Source organism: Syntrophales bacterium (assembly GCA_026417625.1).
In the GTDB taxonomy this organism is placed as follows: domain Bacteria; phylum Desulfobacterota; class Syntrophia; order Syntrophales; family UBA8958; genus JAOACW01.
Genome location: JAOACW010000017.1, coordinates 1 through 25,137 on the forward strand (window position 1 = coordinate 1; position 25,137 = coordinate 25,137).

Below are 25,137 nucleotides of genomic sequence, written 5' to 3' on the forward strand. Positions count from 1 at the left end.
ATTCATACCAGATTCAGCAGACGATATAGGGGCGTTACCAAATAGTTCTCCTAAGTTAACGTATATTTCATCGACCGGGATCTACACAGGTACGGTATTTGCTACTTTGATAATGGGCGAAGAGTTTACAGCTCTGAATAATATCAAAATAGGAAGCCAAACGGACACATCTGCTGGTAAGGGACTATACTTTAACAATGACAGTCATATCATTACTGGCGGCGGAACCGTGTCCATGGGCATAACCACTCCAAGAGGATTGAGTCTTAACATAGGTAGCGGGTACGACCTTTCGATGTACTCCGGGGGGTTGAACATGGTTCTTGGAGACAGATTCACATTGGCGTCATGGTCTTCAAATGATTGTACGGTTGGAAATTACGGTAGCGGGAAACTGACATTGAAATCAAATAGTGGGGATATGTCGCTTGACTGCGGCGGAAACTTGAATATTGGTACAGTGTTTACGGATGGTATAGGTTTCTTTGGTCATTCGCCATCGCCAAAACTATCAGCCCAGCGGTTACCGTCTAACGCCACCTTATCGGATATAATATTCAAAATAAACGGGTTACTTGCAAAGTTCGATCAATACGGTTTACTTTATGTATATGATTAAAAATGATTACGGGAGGATAAAAATATGGCTAGTCAGAAAACTTTGGATAAAAACTATACCGTAAAGGATGGCGGTGTTGTAATCGTGGAAACGGTTCAGAAAAACCTGAGCAAGGAAGAACTGCTGCAGGAAAAAATGAATTTGATCAACCGGCAAGCTCAGATCTCGAGGCAAATGGCTGATATTCAGGCGCAGTATGATAATATTGGGAACGCGGTAACCGAGATTGATCTAATGATCGCCGCCATAGACGGGCCGACAAAAACTGAATAGAGCGTTTTAAAAGGAGGGGTTACGAATGGCTAATCGATACTGTAACCTGAATGGCACGAAGAAGATCAAGGACGAATATGTTTTGATAAACGGCGGTTTCCAGACAGTACAGTCCGAAATGGACACTCACACCGCTACAGAGTCCAACTTGCAGGGGCAGATAACTGCAAATGAGAACGATATTGAAGCAAAAGTCCTTGCGATAAAGGGGACAGGATATACAAACGAGACCTTAAAAGGTCTTCATGATCTGTCCTCGGCTCTGCAGACTCAAATAGACAACTTAAATTCGGTATATTCTACGGACGCAGAGAGAATCGCCGCTATTAATAATGTTATTAATCAGTTTCAGATAGCCGACGATGACCTCGAAGCTCTAATCATGAATAAGGCGAATTCCTCAGATGTTTACAATAAGTCATATATAGACGGATTGCAAACTACGATAAATGCCGCAATAAACGTTGTGACTAACAATTTATCGACTCTTTCAGGGAATGTCTTACAGAAAAATAACACGACGGTATTTGTCCCGAATGCTGATTATCAGCCATCTACAAAAAAATATGTAGATGATGCAATAACAATTGCTATAGGTACGGTTGTTGTCGGGGGTCAGATTGATTACGGTCTAATAACCGACACCGCTACTGAATTTGAAGACTATGGCTCAATATAGGAGGTCATGAATATGGCTAGACAAGTCCAGATTAGAAAAGGAAATACGGCTCAACATGCAACCTTCACCGGGGCAAATGGCGAAATAACAGTTGATGTCGATAAGAAAACGCTAGTGGTACACGATGGCGTAACTCCTGGCGGTTCGCCATTGGCCACACAAAAACAGTTAGACCAGTCGATTTCCAGTGTTAACACAAAACTTGACTCAGGAGTAAAGCAAAAGTTACAGCTTACTTGGGGTATGAATACAATAAAGAACAACGGCGATGCTCCTATATATCCGACAATTTCGGGTATTGGTCGTAAAATCGTGAATCTACTTGGTAAAAGTGGCGATTGTGAAGACACGAGCAAATGGGGAGGGTGGCAATCGACGCTGGCTCTCGACACCACAAATAAAGTGTTTGGCGGTAATGGTATAAAAATAACACTTACAAATACCTCCGGCGCTATGAATATCCAAAAACAGTCCATTCCATGTATCGACGACTCAAAGTATTACATGTTCTCGGCGTACGTAAAAAATGGAAATGCTGCGACAGGGATAAGGATCGGTTCATCGACTGGAAACACTGCGATGGTTTCAAGTGCGACCGCGTTCACTCGAGTCGTGATGAAATTTACGCCGGCCCAGATGGCATCAATCACGGCAACAACCTCTTTTGATGTGTCTGTATTCGGAGCCTCAGGGCAGTACGCTTATGTGGACGGCGTAATGATAAATGAGATCTCGCCTGCGGATTACGTATTATCGGATGCGGAATTACTTGCAAAGTATCCATATGTAGAATCTGTACAATTCCTTACAAACCCCTACTTTGAAATCCGCCGCAATAATCTTGTACGGAGTGGTTCGGCAGAAGAGGGGCTTGCTGCGTACACCTTAGGAACTGGAACGCCAACTCTCTCAGTAGAAAATGGGAGAATCAAAATTGTTTCCAATGGGTATGGCGAAGCCTATCAAATTGTTCCCGTACAACAAAACAAGGACTATTATCTATCGGCTAATATCTCTGGAGCGGTTAATATATTTGTATACACTGCCCCTGGTGGCTCTTGGATAAGGACGGGTATAGGAACGTTTAATTCCGGCAGTAACAAGAGCGTTCTTATCCTAATCGCAAATGCCTCTGCAGGGACCGGGTACTTCGATTCCGTCATGCTTACTGAAGGAACTACCGCCCCGGCTGGAAACCTTATCAGGGGAGGTAATGGAGAAAATGGGGTCTATGGGTGGATCCCAAGCGGATCCGTCGGCGCAATGTTCAATAATGGGTATTTCCAAATAACGGATCTTGACACTGGAGCAAGCCAAAATCTAAGGCAAGAGATAACAGTAAAAGCTAACACCACTTATAGCTTTAGATTTATTAGTAAGAAAGGGACAGCAAACGCAAGATTTCAACTTACTTGTTGGACTTCGAATAATGGGGCTACAACGCCGCAAGTAAATCCGTTGTATATTGTATCTGACACGTCCGACACCGTTACAACCGGCACAATTACTACAACCTCTGACACGGCGATTATGGTTATTGAAATAAAGGTCGGAGATACAGCAGCTGATACTGGCACCGCATATTTTAAGGAAATAACACTAGTTGAAGGGGCGGCCATCCCTACAGAGTATGCTACACCAAGATATAAGTCATGCGAGTCTAGAAAGTTTGTTCTCGAGGGCTTGTTCTCCGAAGAGGATATATTCTCTATAGAGAACGGTAAACTAAAAGGATTAAGATGGTGGGACCATCCAGCTCCTCTGTACGGGAAAGATATTGACTGGCAATTTGAGACCGACGGTACCGGTTTTAAGAGAATATACAGTGGTGTCAATCGTTTCCCAGACATGGGGCTTCTCAGTAACGGAACGTATGGTATAGGGATATTGGTTAAGCCTGATGGTAAGATTCTACCATTTGTGGACACTGCTACGGCGGATACTGGATTTTTGTATAAACCAAGCGATCATTTATTCATTCGTGTGCCCGATTCAGATTCAGGGTGGGGAGAGAGCTACACCCCTACTTCGGACGAAGTTAAATCGTTCATGAATGGCTGGGTGGCTGTATGGGGCGATTCCGGGCGAATTGTTTTCTGGCTGAGTTCTGTGGATAAAAGCATACCATCATCTGCTATAAAAGCAACGATAAGTGCGACGACAAATACTACCACAACACAGGTTGCCTCTGGAGGAACATCGTTCCCCAATGGAAGAATCGTGCTTGCTATATCTTCTACAGGTGCCGTACGGTCTTCCGGTATAGTCAGCAGTACCACAGCAACAACCGTAGTCACAAACGCAGCAATGAATGTTGTCTCGGGAGACACTCTCGTGCTTGCCGACAGTAGCGGGGCAGACACGACATTAGTCACTTGGTGCAAAAACAACTTAGCCCCTGGATACGAAGGATACAGGCTCCACTACAAATTGGCAAATCCAGAGCAATTGACCGATGCAAATTATCATATTCATGGTGACATTTGGGAGTTGCAGAAGGGTGACAACTATGTAGTTATGGACACCGGTATTGTTCTTGGGGAGTTGGCAAACCCGATTTTTGATGGGTCTGCATGGTGGAACATAGGTAATACGAGCCCCGGCGGATACATGGCGGGCGTTCCTAAGTACATGGTAGAAACATACAACGCCGTATATGCAAACCAGCAACCTCTTGATATCAGTAAGTACAATCTAACGGTGGGTACTGTAAATACATGGGTTAATACCCAAATGTACGGCAAAGAACGTCTCATAATAAACAACTCAAAATTTGACCCTAACGCTCGGTATACTGTAGATTATCAGATCCTCAAAACCCTAAACGCGATGAGTGGCACGTTCTCGCTGGAATTCGGACAAGGCGTAATACCGAGTTTGGAGAGTGTAGGAAAGGTTCTTGAGGATAAGCAAAAACGCGATTCGGCGTTAGACACATTGGTCGACTTATCCTTGTATGAGGAGATAAGATCCTACCCAATAACGGCAAGGGCGGTCCCTATAAATGGCGGAGGGTATTATATAAGACTTAATATTCCATTTATGCCAAAAAAGACACTTCCAATGGCGACCGTGAAGATTAATTCCATTAACGCTTTGGACTCCGGAGGCGTGCAAATCGGCATTACACAAGCAAGTACAGTCCTTTTTGGAGTGTATAGGAATTTCATTACGCTGGTTATCCGATACGATGGAGGAGACACGACTATAAGAAATAATATCAATGCAAACGGGATGAATGCGAATGTCGATGTAATCCTTGATTGTAGAGGGAGGGTATGAGCATGTTGAGATTGCAGGACAACAATGTGGTATTCAATAATTCAGAAACCATCGGGCATGTGAAGGACTTGGCATACGTAGAGGGTGGGTTTTCGCTCACCCTCCCCGATGGATCGATTGTTTTTATACCGGAGGAAGATTGCAGCCCTAACGAAGCAGAAGTGTTTGCCGCCTTTCATGAGTACTACTCTGAAACTGGCGGACTTCCTCCTGTTATTGAGGCTCAGGTGGTTACTACGGTCGATTCTATCAACGCCGAAGTCGTGTCCATGATCAGATCAGAGTATGATGAGAATGAGGAAATGAAAATGCTTCGTCTCGGTATACTCGACCCTGAAAACGCTGAATTCCTTGCGTATAACGCATATATAGAGGAATGCAGAGAATGGGGGAGGCAACAGAAGGAGTCTTATGGCCTGACGACATAAGCCCGTAAGACAAACAGTTTTAAACAAAAGAGGGGGCAAAACACGATGACAATTGAGGTGGCCATTTTAATATCCAGTGTTTCCGTTGCCTTTGCAATCTACCAAGGAATGACAAATATGAAACGTAATCAGAAAGCAGATGATAGGAGTGAGGCCTCACAGCTTACAACGGTGATCATAAAGCTTGAGAACATAGGCACTGGTGTAACGGAAATAAAAAAGGAAATGAGTATTTTGCAGAAAGATATTAAGGACGATCACGAACGGATAGTCAAGGTTGAAGAATCCGCCAAGTCGGCCCACAGGCGCTTGGATGTTTGCGAAAAGTACTGCAAGCGGTTTGTGAGCGAGCCTGAAGAGTGATCGGAGGGGTCAAAATGAGAGCTTATACTAAGAGATATAACAATACTACGTGCCACATAGTAACTTTCTCCCCTTACGAAATGAGACTTGAACCGCACAACGGAATTCCCGGAAAAAGAGAGTCCATACATAATATGTGGGGCTCTCCCGGGTTATCCGAGGTGACTTGTCTTAAGGCTAATGGTACGTTCTTCAACAATGCTGATCCCTCCAGCGAAATGCTAGGGTCAGGTCGGGGCGATAGCTTGTTGAACGTCGCATGGGACGGCCAAAGGTTCTATATGGAGCCGAATATCCCTAAAGGAATGAAAGAGGTCAGTTCTTCCTATGCACTGGTACGAAATGGTAAAAAAGATTATACCAATGAAAAATCCCTTATTGAGATATTAGGAAGCAATCCTCGAATGATCATGGGACAGAAAAATGACGGTCAAATGTCGTTCGTAGCTGTTGAAGGACGTCGTTGGGGTGAGAAAGGCCTTACCTCGGAAGAGGAGAGAGATGTATGTATTGTTGAGGGGTTCCGTGATGCAGTGAACAACGATGGAGGGGGATCCACCGTGTTGATTGTCGAGGATCAACAACTGAATAGGGCACATGACGGAAGAAGTTTAGGGTACATTTGGGTAGGGTATCGTAAATGGAGAAAGGAAGAATTGCCAAATCTCAGAAAAGGCATTAAGGGGATGTGGGTCAATCTTCTTCAGAGGATGCTTGGTATTACAGCGGACGGATCTTTCGGAGAATATACCGAAAAGGCTGTAAGACGACACCAGGAGGCATATAATCTAAAAGTTGACGGACGCGTAGGCCCACATACTTGGGCTAGTCTATGCGCTCTCAACAAAGTTTGAAAGGAGTGTTTGTAAAATGATCACCAATTTAGGTTTAGTAGAATTTGTGAAAAAAGCCAAGGACGCAAATGCCGGTTATGTGTATGGGACTATCGGTCAAGTCCTTACCGATAAGATCCTCGAGTACAAACTAAAACAATACCCAAGGATGATAACGCCATATATAGACTTTATTCGTACGAATTATATTGGAAAGGTTACGTACGACTGTGTAAATCTCATCAAGGCATATATATGGCAAAACGACGATAAAGAAGGTTGTTATGATCCGGCAAACGATGTCTCTGCCGATGGCATGTTCGATATCGCGCGAGTTAAAGGCCCTATCGATACTATTCCTGAGACGCCCGGAATTTGTGTTCGTTTTAATGGGCACATAGGTGTATATATCGGGAATGGAAAAGTAATAGAAGCAAAAGGAACAAAATACGGAGTAGTCGAAACGGATCTTAAAGGACGTGGATGGACGCACTGGCTCGAATGCCCGTACATTGTATATTTGAAGGTTGTAAAAGTAGGTTTAAAAGTGGGAATAAGCGGCGAAATAGTAAGGACTTTACAGGGGCAGCTTAATCTATGTGGAGCATGTCTCGAGAGGGATGGTTCATTCGGGCCGATGACAGAGGCTGCTGTAAAGGTGTTCCAAAAAGCCAACGGTCTACCTGCCGATGGAATTGTCGATATTCCAACGTCTCAGATGCTAAGGTATAGAACACTTGAGAGCATCGACTCTCTCCTTGACAAAGTTGAAAAGCTGGAAAAAAAGTTTGAGTAATATTAAAAAGGAGGACTAATATGGTTGACCAATTTGTGTCTATGGATTACATATTAACATTTGCTGGGATGGTCGTCATAGTGAATATGCTTACGCAGTTCACAAAGAAAATGTTTGATCGGATCGGAAATAACCGTACGAAATGGGTTGTCGCGGGCTTTAGTCTTGCGCTGTGTGTCGTGGCTGGGGCCTGGAAAGGAAAGTTCTCTAACGGACGCGAGATCACTGAGACCTGCGTTCTTTGGTTGATAAACAGCATTATTGTATGGTTCACCGCCATGAAGGCGTATGAAACAGTGGCAAAATAAAGGTAGTAAAGGACTGGTTTACTATGGATAAATGCACCGATTGTGCGCGTAGACTTTTAAGAAAATGCAGAGGATGCGACGGTAGCAAATATTTCGAACCAAACGTCTGTGTAAACTGCGTTAATAAAAGTCCCACTTGTCATTTTTCCTGTACGGAGAAAATAACCCCTTCGCAAAAATAACGCACGCTATAATGAAGGAAAATAAATCTTGAAAAGGAGAAGGTACAATGTTTGAAAAAATCACCAAAAGAGACAAACGGACCAACCTTGAAAAGGAGATTGACTCGGTCATATTAACCATGTCGTCATATAAGCCGGACTCAGACGAGTACGAAGCTATGGCAAAAAATCTTGAAATGCTATACAAGGCAAAAACGCACGAACGCGTTCGTCATGTATCGCCAGACACGATTGCGCTAGTAGCAGGTAATCTATTGGGGATCGTCTTAATATTGGGATATGAAAAGGCCAATGTCATCACAAGTAAAGCGTTGGGGTTTGTCATCAAAGGGCGTGTTTAAAACACACCCTTCTTTTTTGCCTCGCAGAAATTACAACGCATATAATGAAAATATATTCTTGAAGAGGAGAAAAGGATTAATATGAACAAAATCACAACTTTTTGGAGCGATAATAAGGATAAGATCAAAAATATTACAATTGCTGTGGCAGTACCAGTAGCAGTAATAGCTTTGTGTGGAATCCGACGTATCAACAAAATTATTGATGAGAACAATTTAAACGATCTTTTCTATGGGGATGATGAAACAGAGACGGAAGCTTAGGCTTCTTTCTTTTTGCCTCGCAGAAATTACACACGCTATAATGAAAATATTATTTAAAAGGAGAAATCATTATGTTTGAATTATTATTAGTTGTAGGTATTGTATTAGCAGTAGTAGCAACTTATGTAGTAGCAGAAAAGGTGTATAATTCCTAAGAGGATAATAAATAAAAGCGGATGTTATGACTTACATAGCATTCCCTTTTTTGTTTCGCAGAAATTACTCATGCTATAATGAAAGTTATAGAAAATCTTGAAAGGAGAAATAAATATGAAACTCACCGACATGATTGTATCAGGACTCTTGAAGAGAGGTATTCTTTACGAGGCACGTAATTGCGAAATGGAATTTGAAGTTCCAATATCACAAGAAGGTGCCGAGGGAGGAGCGCCCCCTCAGAAGGGAAAGACCGTGATAAAATTTAAGGCGGAGCATATGACACTTCGGATAGAAAAAGAGAAGGAATAGCTTGTAAAGGTCGTTAAGGAAACTTAGCGGCTTTTCTTTTCTCGCAGAAAAAACATATGCTATAATGAAGAGAAGTAGTTTTAGGCTGGCCTAGAACGATCAGTCGAATATCAGTAGATTGATAAAACGGAATCCAGATTCTGTACATCTCTTCTCATTTTTATAGGAAAGGATGTGAAAACGTGAAAAAGAAACGGTTTTATTCTGTATTGTTTATGATTTGTGCATTGGCTCTTGTTGCCCTATATTTATTTTTGTGTAATCGATGAAAAGGAGATAAAAATGTTTAAGGAAAAAGAAGTAGGATCTCCAAAATTTAAGGAACGTAATATGGAGATCAAAAAAATGAGAGATGCAGGCGTCTACTATAAGGTTATAGCATGGCACTTTGGCATAAGCATGACCAGGGTTAAACAAATAGTTGCTGCCGAGCAACAAAACGAAGACAACGGATATCGGTAAAAATAACAATCTTGAAGGGAGAAAAACCATGAATGCTAAGGTAATTAAGGATCTTAGGAAAGCAATTGCAAAGAACTCGCCTACAATTCTTACTGGTCTTGGGGTGGCAGGCGTCATAACCACTGCGGTGATGGCCGTTAAAGCCACGCCAAAAGCGCTGCAACTGCTTGAGGATGAACGGTATAACCGTCGACAGATGGATGGCCCAAACACGGATGTCATCGAGGCTAAGGACGCAATTCTCATCGCCTGGAAATGCTACGCTCCAGCTGCTGTTATGGGTGTATTGACGATCGCTTGTATAATCGCGGCAAACTCAATCAATCTACGTAGAAACGCAGCTTTGGCGGGGCTGTATTCATTATCTGAGGCCGCTCTTAAGGAGTACCAGAATAAGGTAGTCGAAACTATCGGAAAAAATAAAGAGCTTGCAATCAGAGACGAGATCGCAAAGGATAAAGTTGACCGAAATCCTGTTGGGGACAGCGAGGTAATACTCACTGGAAAAGGAGAGACCCTTTGCTATGACGCTCTCTGCGGAAGATATTTCAAGAGTAATATCGAACAAATACGTAAAGTCCTCAATGATGTAAGTCGCGAGATGTTGAGCGATAGTTTTGTATCATTGAATGAGGTTTACTACAAACTGGACCTTACGGGGACAAAGATAGGAGACCTTATTGGGTGGCACGTTGATGACGGTCTGATCGAACCTGAGTTTAGTTCCGTTCTCAATTCCGATGGTACACCGTGTCTTGTTATGGACTTCACTACTGAACCAAGATACATGTATAGGGATTAAAGGAGGGTATTTTATGAATCTCGAAATGATGGAACTGTTGGGCGATCTTCATATATTTAAAAAACATCTCAACCAGGAGACCGGAGAACTTACGGTGAAGATTACACGACTCGATAACGGACTAAGTGTATTAAGGAAGTTGTCAAGAATCGAGCTTGATACGAGTAGAGTCGATCCTTTACTTGTTCACGTTCGACAAATGGTATCGGAACTTGAGACGGCCTCGCAGAAATTACACACGTTATAATGAAAACCTAATAACATAAATTTGAAGGGAGATATCATCATGATTAAAGGAATCATTGAAGGAGTCAAAGCAAACAGGAAGGCGATCGTTAAGAACGCACTGATCGGAGTTGGAACCATAGTTGGACTAGCAATAGTAGCAACAGTGGTGAAATCGAAAACCAGTGAAAACGAAGAGGTCCCGGAAGTGGAAGCTGAAGAGTCCAGTGAACCGGAAGCAGATGAACAGTAATCAAAAATGTTAGGAGAATATAGGGTGTTATGAATTACATAGCACTCTATTTTTCTTCGACGTATTATTTGAGAGTGGTCGCCTATGAAAAGAAGAAAATGCAGCACTATTGAGAATAAAATTTGTGCTTTACTTTGTATCATCCTCGGAGCAGCATCAATATGTATAGAAGGAGACGCAACTGCGTTTCTTCTTTTTGGGATGATTGGTTTATTCTTATTAGTTGAGAAAGAGAACGTAATAGGATAAGGAGGTGAGCAGTTGTATATTGTGGTATACGAGGACTTTTATACACGTCCTCGAGATATCACAGAAGATAAAATAATAATTTTAAATACTTATGAACACGCAAAAAAAGTATTTGATGAGTTGTCGCTCGACTTATGTCACTTTGACGTACGTCTTATATGTTTGGAATCGCAGCATTTACATGCGCTATAATGAAACAGAAAAAATCTTGAAAGGGGATATCATCAATGAGCAAACTTGAATTGTTGAAGAAAGCCGCAGGGATTGTAGTTTCGGTAGGAGTTGGAGCCATAGTTGGTAATGCCATCACAAGCACAACCCCCGATACCGCTGGGACAATTAAAAAGGTCTGCATCGGAATAGGGGCGTTTGTATTGAGTAGCATGATCACGGATAAGGTTTCGGAATATGCCGAGAACAAGATCGATGAGGCCGTAGCACAAATCAAAGGCGCAGCAGTTGAATCCGTAGAGACAACCTGATTCACAAAGATAAGTATCATAAACATGATACTTATCTTTTACTTTTTAAGGAGGTTAAGTATGAATTACGCAGATTGGCATTACAAGAGTATAAGGGATTTTACCCTTGAGGATGCACTACAGGCTTATGAAGAGGGTTTTTACAGTATTTGCATGAACGGCGTAATTGGTATTTTAACCAACGACCCGGATTATTCTATAAAAAGACTACATAAAGTCAACTCTTGAAAGGAGTCACCATGGATAACGAGAATAAAAAGGAAGTCATGAAGGTGGATATGGGTTCTGAGGGTACTAAACCAATAAGGATGGATTTTCCTTCGAACTCCCACAAAAGTCGCCAGGAGAAAGAAGAAACGAAGAAAGTTGAAAAGGTCGTCACAGGACCAGTTGTTGCGAGGAAAAAATCACTGGGAAAAAGGGTACTCGAGACGTTCATTGGAGACGACATCAATAGCGTAGGATCTTATATTCTTCACGACGTTCTTATCCCTGCTGCTAAGGCAACGATCACAGACATGGTCCAGGGCGGAATTGAAATGTTCCTGTATGGAGAAAGAAAAGGATCCAGAACAAGGAGAGAAAACGGCAGGTCGTATGTTAGTTACAACAGCTACTCTTCCTCGTCTCCGAGAAGGGACGATCGCGACCGGCGCGATATATCCTCAAAAAATCGTGCACGGCATAGCTTTGACGACATAATACTGAGCTCAAGGGGTGAGGCGGAAGAAGTCCTAAGCAATCTTGTTGATTTGGTTCTTGATTACGGGCAGGCAAGTGTTTCTGACTTGTATGAGCTCGTTGGGATTACTGCAAACTTTACAGATAACAAATATGGCTGGACAGACCTCGCAAGCGCGAGTGTAAGTCGTGTTAGGGATGGTTATATGATAAACCTCCCGAAACCGGTCCTGCTAGATTAGGAGGGGCGCATGCTGCATCATGAAGTGTTAAACAAATATAAAGAATTGTTTCCATTTGGGGATCAACACATTGAATCCTGGTTTCCTAATGGAAGAAATTCTGTTCGTGTAAGATTTAAATATGGTTTTACGGTAGTGTTTACGTATCAAAGCGAGAAGAAGTGGCGATTGGAAACGGTCGATCAATTCGAGGAGTGCATGAACGTCAGATAATATTGGAGGGTCATTATGTCTGTTGCACAAATGAGAAATGCTATTGTGAAGGTGTATCCGGGTGAAAAATGGAAACAGAAAGTATTAAAGATGTCGGACGGCCAGGTTATAGCCGTGTATCATAATTTCCTATCTTCTAAAAAACTAAAATAATAAAAACTCTTGAAGGGAGAAAAAACATGAAACTCGAAGTTATTAAATCAACAATTATCAGAACAGCTGGACGCAGCGGTTTATTACTGAGAAAACACAGCCCTGAAATCCTTATGGGCGTAGGTGTTATAGGAGTTGTCACTAGCGCAGTAATGGCTTGTAGATCAACACTCAAGGCCGAAGAGGTTATTGACGAGGCGAAGAAGAAAATTGACAAAATCCACTACGCAAAGGAAACAATTTCTGTAGAGGAATATACAGAACAGGATTATAAAAAGGATCTTGCCGTTGCTTATGTGCAGACCGGTATAGACTTCGTACGTCTTTATGGGCCGGCAGTATTGGTTGGGGTGGCTTCTATTGGTTGTTTGGTTGGTTCCCACAACATTATGAGAAAACGTAACATTGCTCTTGTAGCGGCCTATAAGGCTGTTGAGCAGAGTTTCTCTGATTATAGAAAACGCGTTGTTGCTGAGCTCGGCGAAGATAAGGACTACCAATTCAAGCATGGCATAAAGACCGAAGTTGTCGATGGCGTAGAAATCGGCGAAGATGGAAAGAAAAAGAAAACCAAGAACGTTGTCACGACAATGGACCCTAACGGCATAAGTCAGTACGCGAGGTTCTTCGACGAGAGCTGCGTTCAATGGAGTAAGACTCCTGAGTACAACCTGATGTTCCTCAAATGTCAACAGAACCATGCAAACGATCTTCTCCATTCCAGGGGGCATATATTCCTTAATGAGGTTTATGATATGCTTGGTATCCCGAGAACACAAGAAGGTGCGGTTGTTGGTTGGGTAAAAGGCGAAGGAGACGACTTTGTTGATTTTGGCATCTTTGATGGTAATGATACTAAGAAGCGCGATTTCGTAAACGGTTACGAACGTTCCATCTTGCTTGATTTCAATGTTGCCGGGGTTATCTACAACATGATCTGACTGAGGGATGGTTTGAATGCTATCGGTTCAGGGTATTATGAGCAAGATATCCTGAACTACCCTCACATTTATATGTATGACTACGGATGCTTGAACACGCAAGTATTGAAAGGGGATTTAAGATGATTGACACAAATTTTAAGGAGTGTTGTCAGACATGCGCTAATAGAAAGACCGAAGTAACCGAGTATACGGTCTGTAGTGACGATGGCCCGGTTATAACAAATACCATTATACGATGTGAGCATGAACCTGTGTGTAAATTTTATCATGATGGCGGAGAGAAACAAGTTGCAAGTTATTATGATAAAACCTTTATAGACCACATCTTAGCATTACCGACATGCAACGAATGCTATAACAGGTCTTGCGGATATGTCCCTAAGCTTGGAACCTCAGTTCGATACAATTGTCCATTATATATTGGTAAGAAGGAGATTTGATATGAGAAGATATACCTTTGGTAAGATGTTGTTCGATTTTGGAATGACCGTCGTTACTGGCGGTCTTTGGCTTGTCTGGGTAGCTGTAAGATATCTGAGAACCCATTAAAAAGAATAGAAAGAAGGTAATTACAAATGAACACAAACATTATTAAAAGCGTTGTTATATTTGCGTTGGGCGCCGCTGTAGGCTCCATCGCTACGTTGTTGCTCGTTAAGGATAAATATGAGAGAATTGCAAACGAGGAAATAGCTTCGACAAAAGAAAATTATGAAAGAAGGAGAAACCGGTCGAAGCAAAACAGCGAGGCTAGTGAGAGTGAAAAACAACAGGAAGACCGGGAAGAAAAGGTGTTAGTTTACAATCGTGACAGATATAAGAGGATAGTAAGAAGATATAATGGTGATACCGAGATCTCAAACGCCCTTGCGGATCCTGCAGAAATGGAACACCCAAGGGATGATGAGGAAGATTATCGCGAGCACGAGCGGCTGTCAGAGAGAGCTAATCGTAGAAGTTCGACCGGCCCTTACATTATAACAACCGAGCAGTTCTCTGAAGAGATGAGTCACTTTGATAAGTTGACTATTTACTACTATGAAGATGATGACACTCTGGTTGACGAGAACGAACAAATTATATGCGATGTCATTTCAATAGTTGGTGATGAAGCCCTGGATCAGTTCGGAAATGGCTCTGAGGACCCCGAAGTTGTCTACGTGCGTAATGAAAAGATGCAGATCGATTACGAAGTGATCCGTCTTAGTAAGAGCTACGCACAGACTGTACTCGGATTAGAGGCAGATACGAACAACGGCAGGCGCGGTGTGAGGAGACGTGATCCTGATGAGGAATGAGAAAGGCCGTAGACCCGTAGTTCAGATGTCTAAGACTGCTACGGTAAACGAATACTATTTCTGGCTATGCGACCTTGTAAATGCTAACGGTAGTGACCCAAGTTATAACGAACTGATGAAGGCCTTATATAACAAGACTTTCTACTGGTCTGTTCCGAACGATGACAACAGGGCGGCAGAGGGTAGAGACCTACGCGAAAGATTTTGTGAGGAAACGGGCCTGGTTTATGTTCATGACTACTTTGATTTCCACTGTTCGATGTTGGAATTGATCATTGCTCTTGCTTATCGATGCGAGAGTACAATGGCGGACCAAGGTGAAAACATGAGCATGCAGCACTGGTTCTGGAAGATGTTATCGAATATCGAACTTCTGGATTGCACGGACGAATACTTTTATAACATGGGTGTACCGGATTATGTTGACTCAATATTGAATCGAATCATAGACAGAACGTACCACCGTACGGGTAAAGGTGGGTTATTTCCATTGAAACATCCGAAAAAAGACCAGAGAAAAGTGGAGCTTTGGTATCAAATGAGCTTGTATTTGGTCGAAAATTACTATACCGAAGACGTGGTTGTGTGACACTTGTTACACTTTGTATTTTGGTTTTTACATCTACCCCTGCCACGGTGTGACAAAAAAGTGTCACATTGTGACGTTTTTTTTAAAAAGTGTCACAGCCTCTAACCCGCACGGTGACTACATTTGAAGGCTCTGTGTGACGTTTTTACACTTTTATCACTTAACTAATATACGAAGAAAAAATAGAATATATAAAAGTTTTATTTGTGACAAAAAAGTGTCACACTGTCACAAGAGCTTTGAAAGGAGAACCACGTGGATTTTTATCAGATAAAAGAAAGGAGCGCTAAGAGCGGCGTCGTAGAGATTTATCCTGACTTCAAAGTGTGTAGGTCAAAAGATCTTATGGTTCGTGGAAGATCGTTCTATGCAATTTGGGATGAAGAGAAGGGTCTATGGTCTACTGACGAATATGACGTACAGAGACTTGTCGACGCCGACCTTATGTCTCACCGAGAAAAAGCGGTAATGAAGACGGATGGAAATGTCGTTGTAAAATTGATGAGCGACTTCTCCACAAAGTCATGGGCGGAGTTCCGTAATTACATAAGTCATATCTCGGATAATGCCCATCAACTTGATGAGAAACTCACGTTTTCAAATACCGAGGTAAAAAAGAAAGACTATGTGAGTAAGCGGTTAAACTATCCGCTTGAGAGAGGGAAGCATGACGCATTCGACGAGCTTATCGGAACTCTTTACGAACCTGAGGAGAGGGCAAAACTTGAGTGGGCTATTGGAGCGATTGTCTCTGGCGATGCAAAAGATATCCAAAAGTTTATTGTACTTTATGGAGAGGCTGGGACAGGTAAGTCTACAATTCTTAACATTATTCAAAAGTTATTTGAAGGGTATTACACCGCCTTCGAAGCCAAAGCCCTCACCTCGTCAAGCAACGCTTTTGCGACCGAAGTATTCAAGTCCAATCCGCTTGTCGCAATACAACACGACGGTGATCTGTCGAAAATCGAGGATAATACGAAGCTCAATTCAATTGTATCCCATGAAGAGATGACCATGAATGAGAAGTATAAGCCCTCCTATATGGCAAGGGTTAATTGCTTCTTGTTCATGGGTACAAATCGCCCAGTTAAGATAACGGATGCAAAGTCAGGGATTATCCGAAGGTTGATAGACGTAAAACCGACAGGAAAAAAAATACCGCCTAAAAAGTATCAAGCTCTTATGTCTCAGATAGATTTTGAGTTAGGTGCAATAGCTAGTCATTGTCTTGACGTTTATAGGGAGATGGGTAAAAACTATTATAGTTCTTATCGACCTCTTGACATGATACTGCAGACGGACGTGTTCTTCAACTTCGTGGAGTCAAACTACCACACGTTTAAAGAACAGGACGGCGTTACCCTTTCTCAAGCATATGAGATGTATAAATCCTATTGCGATGATGCCATGGTGGAATATAAGACCCCTAGGCATAAATTTAGGGAAGAACTGAAAAATTATTTCGTGACCTTTTCGGATGTTGCCCGCGTAAATGGTACCCAGATACGAAGTTACTATTCTGGGTTTCTTGCCGGAAAGTTTACATCAGCCGTGCAAGCGCAACCTACAGAGGAGCACCAGAATTCGCTAGTGCTAGACTCTACTGAATCTATATTTGATAGTTTATGTTCAGATTGTCCTGCCCAATATGGAAACGAAAAGGACAAGCCCGTTATGAAATGGGACGAGGTTACCACAACGCTGTCAAAAATTGATACAAGTAGAGTGCACTATGTTAAGGTTCCGGAGAATCATATTGTGATAGACTTTGATTTGACAGATGAAAATTGCAACAAGAGCGTCGAAAGAAATCTTGAAGCAGCTAGTAAATGGCCACCAACCTATGCGGAGTTTAGTAAGGGCGGAGCAGGAGTGCATTTACATTATATTTATGATGGGGATACCAGCAAGCTCAGTCGTGTGTTCTCCGATGGGATAGAGATTAAAGTCTTCACAGGAAATGCCTCATTAAGGCGCAGACTCTCAAAATGTAATAATATTCCTATCACCACTATAAATTCAGGTTTACCCTTGAAAGGAGAACCGATGATTAATTTTACTGCTGTAAAAAGCGAAAAGGGTCTTCGGGAGATGATTAAGAGAAATCTCAATAAAGAAATTCATCCTGGAACTAAACCAAGTATCGACTTTATACATAAAATATTAGATGACGCATACGCCTCTGGTCTGGTTTATGATGTAACGGATATGCGACCTAGCGTGTTAGTCTTTGCGAACAATAGTAGTCATCAGTCCGACTATTGTGTAAAATTGGTAGGCCAGATGAAATTCAAGTCCGAAGAACATAGCGAAGCGAAAACAGATTACAAAAGCGACGAGTTAGTATTCTTCGATGTCGAAGTATTTCCTAATTTGTTTGTTGTTGTCTGGAAAGCTAAAGGTAAGAACCCAGTAAGGATGATAAACCCGGGACCAGCAGAGATAGAACCTCTCTTACAGTTCATGTTGGTTGGTTTCAACTGTAGACGATACGACAATCACATTATGTATGCCCGTTATATCGGTTATGATAACGAGAGATTGTTTACGCTTAGTCAACGTATAATCAATGGAAGTAGTAATTGCATGTTTGGCGAAGCATATAATCTTTCGTACACCGATGTTTATGACTTCTCTTCAAAGAAGCAGAGCTTAAAGAAATTTGAAATCGAGCTCGGGATTCATCACCAGGAACTCGGGTTGCCCTGGGACCAGCCGGTGCCTGAGGAGAAGTGGGAACAGGTTGCTGATTATTGTGTAAATGACGTTGTCGCGTTGGAGGCAGTATTCGAGGACAGAAAAGAGGACTACATCGCGAGATTGATAATTTCAGAATTAAGTGGGTTATCTCCAAATGACACCACACAAATGCACACCGCAAAGATTATATTTGGTAATGATCCACGTCCTCAGGATAAATTTGTTTACACGGACTTAGCCACAATATTCCCTGGATACACGTTTGAGAATGGAAAGAGCCAATATCGAGGGGAGGATCCTGGAGAGGGAGGATATGTATACGCTGAGCCAGGAATGTATACGGATGTGGCGTTACTTGACGTTGCGTCCATGCACCCGACAAGCGCTATCGTAATGGAGGCCTTTGGCCCATACACAAAGAATTATAAAGCCCTTCTCGATGCGCGTATAGCCATTAAGCATAAGGACTTCGACTTGGCTATATCAACCATGCCTTTGTTAGAGAAATACTTGGCGGATAAAGAATCTGCCGATGCTTTGGCGTATGCTTTAAAGATTGTTATCAACATTGTGTATGGTTTGACATCTGCAAAGTTTGAGAACAAGTTCAAAGACCCACGCAATGTCGACAATATCGTTGCTAAGCGCGGAGCGCTGTTTATGATCGAGCTTAAGCATGCTGTTCAGGAGAGAGGGTTTAAGGTAGCTCATATAAAAACAGACTCGATCAAGATTCCTAATGCTACACCAGAAATCATAGAGTTTATCAAGTCGTTTGGTGTATGGTATGGATATACTTTCGAGCACGAGGCTACATATGACAGACTCTGTTTGGTTAATGATGCAGTATACATAGCCAGATATAAAGATGGAAAGCATGCTGGAGAATGGACGGCCACTGGAGCGCAATTTGCACAGCCTTACGTGTACAAAACCTTATTCAGTAAAGAGAAGATTGAATTTGGAGATATGTGCGAAACTAAGTCTGTTAGTACAGCTCTATATCTCGATATGAATGAGGGGCTTGGTGAGGAAGAGCATGAATACCATTTTGTAGGTAAGGTAGGAGCATTCTGTCCTATAAAACCTGGAAAAGGCGGAGGCGTACTTCTAAGAGAGAAAGATGGAAAATACTATGCCGCTACAGGGAGCAAAGGATACAGATGGCTCGAAGCGGAGGTTGTAAAGGCGTTAGGGAAAGAGGAAGATGTTGATAGAACGTTCTATGCCGAACTAGTGGATGATGCAGTCGCAAACATCTCCAAATTTGGGGACTTCGAATGGTTCGTTTCAGAGCCAGTAAAGGACGCTCCTCCATGGGCGTGTCCATGCGGAAGCGAGAAATATGACAATTGTTTTGAGTGCCCGAATTCACAAAACGGGTCTTTAAACCCATGCAAACTAGGATACGAAACTATACCATTTTGAAAAGGAGAATAAACCATGATAAAAAGTAATATTGTAATTGAAAGCGCGAGGATAGGATTCAGGAATTTCAGCGGTAAAGAAGGAAAATTTAACCCTGCAGGAAATAGAAATTTCTGCGTATTCTTGGATAGCGAACTTGGTAAGCGTCTTGAGGAAGATGGTTGGAATGTTAGATGGCTTGAGCCTAAAAATGAAAATGAGGACAAACAGGCGTATCTTCAGGTAAAGGTCAGCTTTGACAATATCAAACCAAAGATGCTGATAATCTCGAGTAAGGGTAAAACGATTCTCGATGAGGACTCAGTGTCTATTCTTGACTGGGCTGAAATAAAAGAAGTTGATCTGATCATACGTCCTTATAATTGGACTCTCCATGCCGGTACAAAAAATGAGAAGAGCGGCGTTAAGGCATATGTTAAGTCCATGTATGTGACAATTGCGGAAGACGAGTTCGAGTCGAAGTATTTTGATGTCCCCGACAGCGCTACCGATTCAATAGGTGGTTGCGGTCATTGTTATGCCTGCGATGGCGATTGTAAACACCATGGCGATTAATCTTGACGATCAACAAAAAACGGCAGTAGATAAGCTGAAGTCCGGCTCCATCCTTTGTGGTGGGGTCGGCTCCGGCAAGTCTAGAACTGCCCTAGCCTATTACTTTATGAAAGAATGCGGTGGAAGAATAAAAATAAACGGCGTTGGCGAATTTACAGAAATGAAGAACCCAAAAGACCTTTATATTATAACCACTTCAAAAAAACGCGACACTCTTGAATGGGAGGGCGAGTGCGCACCATTTATGATATCGACAAAGAAAGAGCATAGTATTAGCGGTGTAAAGGTTACCGTCGATTCGTGGAACAATCTTAGAAAGTATATTGGTGTCAGAAACTCATTCTTTATTTTTGACGAACAGCGGTTGGTCGGATCCGGTACGTGGGTAAAATCGTTTCTTAAAATCGTAAAAGCAAACAATTGGATTCTTCTCAGCGCAACACCAGGGGATACATGGACCGATTATATACCGGTGTTCTTGGCTAATGGTTTCTATAAAAACCGTACTCAATTTCTTAGAAGACATGCTGTTTATAATCGGTTTACCAGATATCCAAAGATTGAGAAATATATAGAGGAAGCGCGCCTATCAAAATTGAGGGACTCGATAACTATCTCAATGAATTATCAAAAATCTACAATATCGCACAATCAAATAAAAATTGTTTCGTATGATAAGGAGGCGTTCAATAAAGTATTAGCCAAACGCTGGAATATATATGAAAATCGCCCAGTAAAAGCTATAGGAGAATTGTGTTATCTTTTAAGAAAAGTTGTAAATAGTGACCCATCAAGAATAGACACAGTTAAACAAATAATCAAGATCCATCCAAAGTTAATAATATTCTATAACTTTGATTATGAACTTGAGATGCTTAGAAAACTTGGCGAAGAACTGCACTTGCGTACAGGAGAATGGAATGGGCATGTGCATCAGGAAGTTCCAGACGGGGAAACATGGTTATACCTAGTACAGTATTCTGCAGGAGCGGAAGGGTGGAATTGTATAAAGACAGACACTACAGTCTTCTTTTCACAGAACTACTCGTATAAGATCATGGTGCAAGCGGCAGGTCGCATAGACCGTCGAAACACGCCATTCAAGGATCTATATTATTACCACATAAGATCAAATTCTATTATTGATCTTGCCATCGCAAAAGCAATTAGAAAAAAAAGAGACTTTAACATTCATCGTTTTATGGATGTTTGAGGCCCTCGCGTCAGGAACATATGCTATAATAGAAGAGATAGGATATGCCTATCTTAATATTTTTTGTAAAGGAGGTGTTCCTGTGTTAGAAAACAGATTTAAAACAAATCTTATACGAGAGATCGAAGAAATGTTTCAAGGTTGTTTAGTGATTCATCTAGACCCAAATGATATTCAGGGGATTCCTGACATATTAATTCTGTATGAAGACAAGTGGGCGGTACTTGAAGGAAAAAAAAGCAGGAACTCTCCTCATCAGCCCAATCAGGATTATTATGTTGATATGATGAATGAAATGTCATTTGCTTCTTTCATCTACCCCGAGAATAAGGAGGAGGTACTAAATGAACTTCAACAAACATTTCGACGTCGAAGGCCAACACGCGTTCCTAAGCGCTAGCAAATATCATTGGGTCAATTACGACGAAGAAAAGCTGGCAGTAGCATTTACAAAATTTCAAGCCACACAACTCGGGACTAGACTTCATGAATTTGCGTGCGAGTGCATACGGCTCGGAGTAAAATTACCAAAAACAAAAAAGACACTGAATATGTATGTTAATGACGCGATAGGTTTTAAGATGGAACCAGAGCAAACATTATATTATTCGGAGAATTGTTTTGGCACCACAGATGCTATAGCCTTTAGGCAAAACTTTCTTAGGATACATGATTTAAAAACTGGGGCAACGCCTTCGTCTATCCGACAGCTTGAGATCTATACCGCCCTGTTTTGTTTAGAGTATAATTTCAGTCCAAAAAGTATAGGAATGGAACTTAGACTCTATCAGTCAGACGAAGTTATCGTTCATGAACCTGTCCCAGAAGACATCCTTTACATAATGGACAAGATCGTAATCTTTGATAAACAAATTGATAAAATGAAGATGGGAGAATAGCCATGGCTGACGAGATAAAACATTATGGGACGCCCCGTCACTCAGGTAGATACCCGTGGGGGTCAGGCGATGATCCTCAACAAAGAAATAAAAGTTTCCTCGGTCAAGTCGATGAATTAAAGAAAAAGGGCCTAAGCGAAGTGGATATTGCTAAGGGTTTTGGGATGACAACATCCCAACTAAGAGCAAAGAAATCAATAGCAAAGGCTGAGCAGAGAAAGGCAGACGTGGCCGAAGCTTTAAGGCTGAAAGACAAAGGATATTCAAACGTTGAGATTGGTAAACGTATGAATATTAATGAGTCATCAGTGAGGGCGTTATTAAACCCCGCGCTTAATGAACGATCGGAGATAACAGATTCAACAGCAAACATGCTGAAAGAAAGTGTCGATAAAAAAGGATACATCGACATTGGCGCCGGTGTAGAGAAGCACATAGGAGTTAGCCGCACAAAATTAAAGACCTCCATTGCTATGCTCCAGGAAGAAGGGTACACGGTCCATTATATCCCAGTTGAGCAACTTGGTACAGGCAAGAATACGACAATAATGGTCCTTGTAAAACCTGACACCACATACTCCGAGGTTTATAAGAACAAGGATAAAATCCGAATGATCACCGACTATTCAGAGGATGGCGGAAGATCGTTCCTTGGCTTGGAGCCAATAAGAAGCGTCGATTCAAAGAGGGTTCAGATCCGTTATCATGAAGACGGCGGTTCAGAAAAGGACGGCGTAATTGAACTTCGCCGCGGCGTCGAAGATATTTCTTTGGGGAATTCCAAATACGCACAAGTCCGTATAGGGGTAGACGGGACGCACTATTTGAAGGGAATGGCCATGTATAGTGATGACTTGCCGAAAGGCGTAGATATCATATACAACACCAACAAACCAGCAGGCACCCCTAAAGAAAAAGTGTTTAAAGAAATGAAAGATGACCCTGACAACCCATTCGGCGCAACCGTAAGGCAAAAACATTACATAGACTCTGCTGGTAAAAAGCAATTATCCTCTCTCAACATTGTAAATGAAGAGGGCGATTGGGGAAAGTGGTCTAAGACCTTATCCTCCCAGATGCTATCAAAACAGAGTCCTTCATTAGCAAAAAAACAACTTGGGTTGGCTTATGACTTAAAGAAAGAAGAGTTTGATGAAATAATGACTCTTACTAACCCGGCTGTAAAAAAGAGACTCCTTGATTCTTTTGCTGATGATTGTGATTCCTCTGCGGTTCATCTTAAATCGGCGGCCCTCCCTAGACAAGGCTCGCATGTAATTCTCCCTTTCACCACAATGAAGGAGACAGAGATTTATGCGCCTAATTATAGGGACGGCGAACAGGTAGTGCTTATTCGTTATCCTCATGGTGGAATCTTTGAGATACCACAATTAACGGTTAACAACAAACATCCGGAAGCAAATAGAGTAATGCGCAATGCGACGGATGCCGTAGGGATTAACTCAAAGGTTGCTGAAAGATTATCGGGAGCCGACTTTGATGGGGACACAGTCCTTGTTATACCGAACAATCAAGGACTAATAAAAACCGCCCCCAGACTTAAGGCTCTTATAGATTTTGACCCGAAGATTGCGTATCCTGCCTATGAAGGCATGTCTAGGATTAGTTCGCGCACCAAGCAAATGAAGATGGGCGATGTGTCCAACCTAATAACAGACATGACCATAAAAGGCGCAACTCCTGATGAATTAGCAAGAGCAGTTAGACACTCAATGGTTGTTATAGATTCAGAGAAGCATAATTTGAATTATAAGCAATCATACATCGACCATGGAATTGCCGATCTTAAGAAGAAGTATCAGGGTAGCGACAGAAGTGGTGCCGCAACTTTAATTTCTAAGGCCTCAGCTGAAGTAAGAATTGGTCTTAGAAAAGAAAAGACAGATCCTGAAACAGGAAAGAAAGTGTATGAGTACACCAATGAAACCTACACTGGAAAGAAAGGAAAGCCCGTTCTTAGAACCGTCTCGTCCACCAAGATGGCAGAGACAGACAACGCGTTTACACTTTCTTCAGGCACCCCCATGGAAACGGTTTATGCTTCCCATGCAAACAAATTAAAAGCCCTTGCTAACCAAGCAAGAAAGGTCTCAATTAACACGGACTATGCGCCTTATTCTCCTTCTGCAAAAAAAGTATATGAACCCGAGGTGTCTTCTCTGATAGCAAAATTAAATGTTGCTTTAAAGAATAAACCTTTGGAAAGACAAGCTCAGTTATTAGCAAATGCCGTAGTCGCTGCTAAAAAAGCTAACAATCCCGACATGGATGCGGCAGATCTTAAAAAGATCAAAGGACAAGCTCTTGCTGAGGCCAGAAGCAGAACAAATGCAAAGAAACAGCGTATAGACATTACTGATCGAGAATGGGAGGCAATCCAAGCAGGCGCCATTAGCGCAAATACTTTATCTCAGATACTTAACAACACGGATCTCGATAAAGTGAAACAATTAGCTACACCTAGGACAAGTACATCCTTAACAGCAGCAAAGAAAGCAAAAGCTAAGTTAATGCTCTCATCTGGCTATACGCAAGCAGAGGTTGCTGATGCTCTTGGAATATCGACCAACACTGTAGCTAAGATAACGGAATGATAATGAAAGGAGATAGATCTCGATGAGGCAATCAATGCTCACAACCATTGACAATCCATTTGACCCATTCACACAATTCGACGACTGGTTCGCTTTTGATGAAGGAAAAGGTTATCACTCTTGTGCTTATCTTGCTAGAATAGCAAAAACATCAGACGAACTAAGTCAACAAGATGAAGACCTTGCAATTGAGCAGGCGATTGACGAGATCGTTACCCTCAACATCCTTGGTATCTACAGAAAAGTAACAAGAGAATCGGAAGTTATAGATGCAAATGTCGAGGAACAGTCAGAG

At 42.0% G+C, this 25,137-nt stretch carries 29 protein-coding genes; all 29 read left to right on the forward strand.

The window, feature by feature from the left end; all coding sequences use genetic code 11:
• Window positions 1-619, forward strand: a 619-nt coding sequence (locus N2317_08530; protein MCX7817533.1) for a hypothetical protein, incomplete at its 5' end; no start/stop codon positions are given.
• A gap of 24 nt (window positions 620-643) precedes the next feature.
• The gene (locus N2317_08535) at window positions 644-892 is read left to right on the forward strand and encodes a hypothetical protein (GenBank protein MCX7817534.1); all 249 of its coding nucleotides are present in this window, start codon (window positions 644-646) and stop codon (window positions 890-892) included.
• Between the two features lie 25 nt (window positions 893-917).
• Window positions 918-1,571, forward strand: coding sequence for a hypothetical protein (locus N2317_08540; protein ID MCX7817535.1), 654 nt, complete (start codon window positions 918-920; stop codon window positions 1,569-1,571).
• Window positions 1,572-1,583: 12 nt separating this feature from the next.
• On the forward strand, window positions 1,584-4,853 hold the full coding sequence (locus N2317_08545) for a hypothetical protein (GenBank protein MCX7817536.1): 3,270 nt from the start codon (window positions 1,584-1,586) through the stop codon (window positions 4,851-4,853).
• A gap of 2 nt (window positions 4,854-4,855) precedes the next feature.
• A complete protein-coding gene (locus tag N2317_08550; protein ID MCX7817537.1) occupies window positions 4,856-5,281 on the forward strand; it encodes a hypothetical protein in 426 nt (141 codons plus the stop codon).
• Window positions 5,282-5,326: 45 nt separating this feature from the next.
• Window positions 5,327-5,644: a hypothetical protein gene (locus tag N2317_08555; protein ID MCX7817538.1), complete on the forward strand. Its 318-nt coding sequence runs from the start codon at window positions 5,327-5,329 to the stop codon at window positions 5,642-5,644.
• Between the two features lie 14 nt (window positions 5,645-5,658).
• Complete coding sequence (locus N2317_08560) at window positions 5,659-6,498, forward strand: phosphodiester glycosidase family protein (protein MCX7817539.1); 840 nt, start codon at window positions 5,659-5,661, stop codon at window positions 6,496-6,498.
• Between the two features lie 16 nt (window positions 6,499-6,514).
• Window positions 6,515-7,273 (forward strand): peptidoglycan-binding protein, encoded by a 759-nt coding sequence (locus N2317_08565; protein ID MCX7817540.1) that lies wholly within the window; start codon window positions 6,515-6,517, stop codon window positions 7,271-7,273.
• A 20-nt stretch (window positions 7,274-7,293) separates the two neighbouring features.
• Window positions 7,294-7,581, forward strand: a complete 288-nt coding sequence (locus tag N2317_08570; GenBank protein MCX7817541.1) for a hypothetical protein — start codon at window positions 7,294-7,296, stop codon at window positions 7,579-7,581.
• 229 nt (window positions 7,582-7,810) lie between these two features.
• Window positions 7,811-8,104: a hypothetical protein gene (locus N2317_08575; protein MCX7817542.1), complete on the forward strand. Its 294-nt coding sequence runs from the start codon at window positions 7,811-7,813 to the stop codon at window positions 8,102-8,104.
• An 81-nt stretch (window positions 8,105-8,185) separates the two neighbouring features.
• Window positions 8,186-8,368, forward strand: a complete 183-nt coding sequence (locus tag N2317_08580; protein MCX7817543.1) for a hypothetical protein — start codon at window positions 8,186-8,188, stop codon at window positions 8,366-8,368.
• A gap of 270 nt (window positions 8,369-8,638) precedes the next feature.
• The gene (locus N2317_08585) at window positions 8,639-8,836 is read left to right on the forward strand and encodes a hypothetical protein (protein ID MCX7817544.1); all 198 of its coding nucleotides are present in this window, start codon (window positions 8,639-8,641) and stop codon (window positions 8,834-8,836) included.
• A gap of 282 nt (window positions 8,837-9,118) precedes the next feature.
• Complete coding sequence (locus N2317_08590) at window positions 9,119-9,298, forward strand: hypothetical protein (GenBank protein ID MCX7817545.1); 180 nt, start codon at window positions 9,119-9,121, stop codon at window positions 9,296-9,298.
• 28 nt (window positions 9,299-9,326) lie between these two features.
• Window positions 9,327-10,100, forward strand: a complete 774-nt coding sequence (locus N2317_08595; GenBank protein MCX7817546.1) for a DUF6353 family protein — start codon at window positions 9,327-9,329, stop codon at window positions 10,098-10,100.
• 13 nt (window positions 10,101-10,113) lie between these two features.
• Complete coding sequence (locus N2317_08600) at window positions 10,114-10,347, forward strand: hypothetical protein (GenBank protein ID MCX7817547.1); 234 nt, start codon at window positions 10,114-10,116, stop codon at window positions 10,345-10,347.
• A 39-nt stretch (window positions 10,348-10,386) separates the two neighbouring features.
• Window positions 10,387-10,578 (forward strand): hypothetical protein, encoded by a 192-nt coding sequence (locus N2317_08605; protein ID MCX7817548.1) that lies wholly within the window; start codon window positions 10,387-10,389, stop codon window positions 10,576-10,578.
• A gap of 476 nt (window positions 10,579-11,054) precedes the next feature.
• A complete protein-coding gene (locus tag N2317_08610) occupies window positions 11,055-11,309 on the forward strand; it encodes a hypothetical protein (GenBank protein ID MCX7817549.1) in 255 nt (84 codons plus the stop codon).
• Between the two features lie 60 nt (window positions 11,310-11,369).
• Window positions 11,370-11,537: a hypothetical protein gene (locus N2317_08615; protein ID MCX7817550.1), complete on the forward strand. Its 168-nt coding sequence runs from the start codon at window positions 11,370-11,372 to the stop codon at window positions 11,535-11,537.
• Window positions 11,538-11,548: 11 nt separating this feature from the next.
• Window positions 11,549-12,232 (forward strand): hypothetical protein, encoded by a 684-nt coding sequence (locus tag N2317_08620; GenBank protein MCX7817551.1) that lies wholly within the window; start codon window positions 11,549-11,551, stop codon window positions 12,230-12,232.
• A gap of 228 nt (window positions 12,233-12,460) precedes the next feature.
• The gene (locus tag N2317_08625) at window positions 12,461-12,598 is read left to right on the forward strand and encodes a hypothetical protein (GenBank protein MCX7817552.1); all 138 of its coding nucleotides are present in this window, start codon (window positions 12,461-12,463) and stop codon (window positions 12,596-12,598) included.
• A gap of 26 nt (window positions 12,599-12,624) precedes the next feature.
• On the forward strand, window positions 12,625-13,539 hold the full coding sequence (locus tag N2317_08630) for a DUF6353 family protein (protein MCX7817553.1): 915 nt from the start codon (window positions 12,625-12,627) through the stop codon (window positions 13,537-13,539).
• 578 nt (window positions 13,540-14,117) lie between these two features.
• The gene (locus N2317_08635) at window positions 14,118-14,840 is read left to right on the forward strand and encodes a hypothetical protein (protein MCX7817554.1); all 723 of its coding nucleotides are present in this window, start codon (window positions 14,118-14,120) and stop codon (window positions 14,838-14,840) included.
• Window positions 14,830-15,429, forward strand: coding sequence for a hypothetical protein (locus N2317_08640; protein MCX7817555.1), 600 nt, complete (start codon window positions 14,830-14,832; stop codon window positions 15,427-15,429). Before N2317_08635 ends, N2317_08640 begins: the two co-directional genes overlap by 11 nt.
• Window positions 15,430-15,684: 255 nt before the next feature.
• Complete coding sequence (locus N2317_08645; GenBank protein MCX7817556.1) at window positions 15,685-19,560, forward strand: DUF5906 domain-containing protein; 3,876 nt, start codon at window positions 15,685-15,687, stop codon at window positions 19,558-19,560.
• Window positions 19,561-19,575: 15 nt separating this feature from the next.
• The gene (locus N2317_08650) at window positions 19,576-20,115 is read left to right on the forward strand and encodes a hypothetical protein (GenBank protein MCX7817557.1); all 540 of its coding nucleotides are present in this window, start codon (window positions 19,576-19,578) and stop codon (window positions 20,113-20,115) included.
• Complete coding sequence (locus tag N2317_08655) at window positions 20,078-21,328, forward strand: DEAD/DEAH box helicase family protein (GenBank protein ID MCX7817558.1); 1,251 nt, start codon at window positions 20,078-20,080, stop codon at window positions 21,326-21,328. Before N2317_08650 ends, N2317_08655 begins: the two co-directional genes overlap by 38 nt.
• Before the next feature lie 344 nt (window positions 21,329-21,672).
• On the forward strand, window positions 21,673-22,227 hold the full coding sequence (locus N2317_08660; GenBank protein ID MCX7817559.1) for a hypothetical protein: 555 nt from the start codon (window positions 21,673-21,675) through the stop codon (window positions 22,225-22,227).
• Between the two features lie 2 nt (window positions 22,228-22,229).
• Window positions 22,230-24,842, forward strand: a complete 2,613-nt coding sequence (locus N2317_08665) for a hypothetical protein (GenBank protein ID MCX7817560.1) — start codon at window positions 22,230-22,232, stop codon at window positions 24,840-24,842.
• Between the two features lie 22 nt (window positions 24,843-24,864).
• A partial coding sequence (locus N2317_08670) for a hypothetical protein (protein MCX7817561.1) occupies window positions 24,865-25,137 on the forward strand: 273 nt, incomplete at its 3' end.

What these genes read in the sequence shown, in the direction of transcription:
- N2317_08535 (MCX7817534.1), top strand. Translation starts at nt 644, where the DNA reads ATGGCTAGTCAGAAAACTTTGGATAAAAACTATACCGTAAAGGATGGC.
- N2317_08540 (MCX7817535.1), top strand. Translation starts at nt 918, where the DNA reads ATGGCTAATCGATACTGTAACCTGAATGGCACGAAGAAGATCAAGGAC.
- N2317_08545 (MCX7817536.1), top strand. Translation starts at nt 1,584, where the DNA reads ATGGCTAGACAAGTCCAGATTAGAAAAGGAAATACGGCTCAACATGCA.
- N2317_08550 (MCX7817537.1), top strand. Translation starts at nt 4,856, where the DNA reads ATGTTGAGATTGCAGGACAACAATGTGGTATTCAATAATTCAGAAACC.
- N2317_08555 (MCX7817538.1), top strand. Translation starts at nt 5,327, where the DNA reads ATGACAATTGAGGTGGCCATTTTAATATCCAGTGTTTCCGTTGCCTTT.
- N2317_08560 (MCX7817539.1), top strand. Translation starts at nt 5,659, where the DNA reads ATGAGAGCTTATACTAAGAGATATAACAATACTACGTGCCACATAGTA.
- N2317_08565 (MCX7817540.1), top strand. Translation starts at nt 6,515, where the DNA reads ATGATCACCAATTTAGGTTTAGTAGAATTTGTGAAAAAAGCCAAGGAC.
- N2317_08570 (MCX7817541.1), top strand. Translation starts at nt 7,294, where the DNA reads ATGGTTGACCAATTTGTGTCTATGGATTACATATTAACATTTGCTGGG.
- N2317_08575 (MCX7817542.1), top strand. Translation starts at nt 7,811, where the DNA reads ATGTTTGAAAAAATCACCAAAAGAGACAAACGGACCAACCTTGAAAAG.
- N2317_08580 (MCX7817543.1), top strand. Translation starts at nt 8,186, where the DNA reads ATGAACAAAATCACAACTTTTTGGAGCGATAATAAGGATAAGATCAAA.
- N2317_08585 (MCX7817544.1), top strand. Translation starts at nt 8,639, where the DNA reads ATGAAACTCACCGACATGATTGTATCAGGACTCTTGAAGAGAGGTATT.
- N2317_08590 (MCX7817545.1), top strand. Translation starts at nt 9,119, where the DNA reads ATGTTTAAGGAAAAAGAAGTAGGATCTCCAAAATTTAAGGAACGTAAT.
- N2317_08595 (MCX7817546.1), top strand. Translation starts at nt 9,327, where the DNA reads ATGAATGCTAAGGTAATTAAGGATCTTAGGAAAGCAATTGCAAAGAAC.
- N2317_08600 (MCX7817547.1), top strand. Translation starts at nt 10,114, where the DNA reads ATGAATCTCGAAATGATGGAACTGTTGGGCGATCTTCATATATTTAAA.
- N2317_08605 (MCX7817548.1), top strand. Translation starts at nt 10,387, where the DNA reads ATGATTAAAGGAATCATTGAAGGAGTCAAAGCAAACAGGAAGGCGATC.
- N2317_08610 (MCX7817549.1), top strand. Translation starts at nt 11,055, where the DNA reads ATGAGCAAACTTGAATTGTTGAAGAAAGCCGCAGGGATTGTAGTTTCG.
- N2317_08615 (MCX7817550.1), top strand. Translation starts at nt 11,370, where the DNA reads ATGAATTACGCAGATTGGCATTACAAGAGTATAAGGGATTTTACCCTT.
- N2317_08620 (MCX7817551.1), top strand. Translation starts at nt 11,549, where the DNA reads ATGGATAACGAGAATAAAAAGGAAGTCATGAAGGTGGATATGGGTTCT.
- N2317_08625 (MCX7817552.1), top strand. Translation starts at nt 12,461, where the DNA reads ATGTCTGTTGCACAAATGAGAAATGCTATTGTGAAGGTGTATCCGGGT.
- N2317_08630 (MCX7817553.1), top strand. Translation starts at nt 12,625, where the DNA reads ATGAAACTCGAAGTTATTAAATCAACAATTATCAGAACAGCTGGACGC.
- N2317_08635 (MCX7817554.1), top strand. Translation starts at nt 14,118, where the DNA reads ATGAACACAAACATTATTAAAAGCGTTGTTATATTTGCGTTGGGCGCC.
- N2317_08640 (MCX7817555.1), top strand. Translation starts at nt 14,830, where the DNA reads ATGAGGAATGAGAAAGGCCGTAGACCCGTAGTTCAGATGTCTAAGACT.
- N2317_08650 (MCX7817557.1), top strand. Translation starts at nt 19,576, where the DNA reads ATGATAAAAAGTAATATTGTAATTGAAAGCGCGAGGATAGGATTCAGG.
- N2317_08655 (MCX7817558.1), top strand. Translation starts at nt 20,078, where the DNA reads ATGCCTGCGATGGCGATTGTAAACACCATGGCGATTAATCTTGACGAT.
- N2317_08660 (MCX7817559.1), top strand. Translation starts at nt 21,673, where the DNA reads ATGAACTTCAACAAACATTTCGACGTCGAAGGCCAACACGCGTTCCTA.
- N2317_08665 (MCX7817560.1), top strand. Translation starts at nt 22,230, where the DNA reads ATGGCTGACGAGATAAAACATTATGGGACGCCCCGTCACTCAGGTAGA.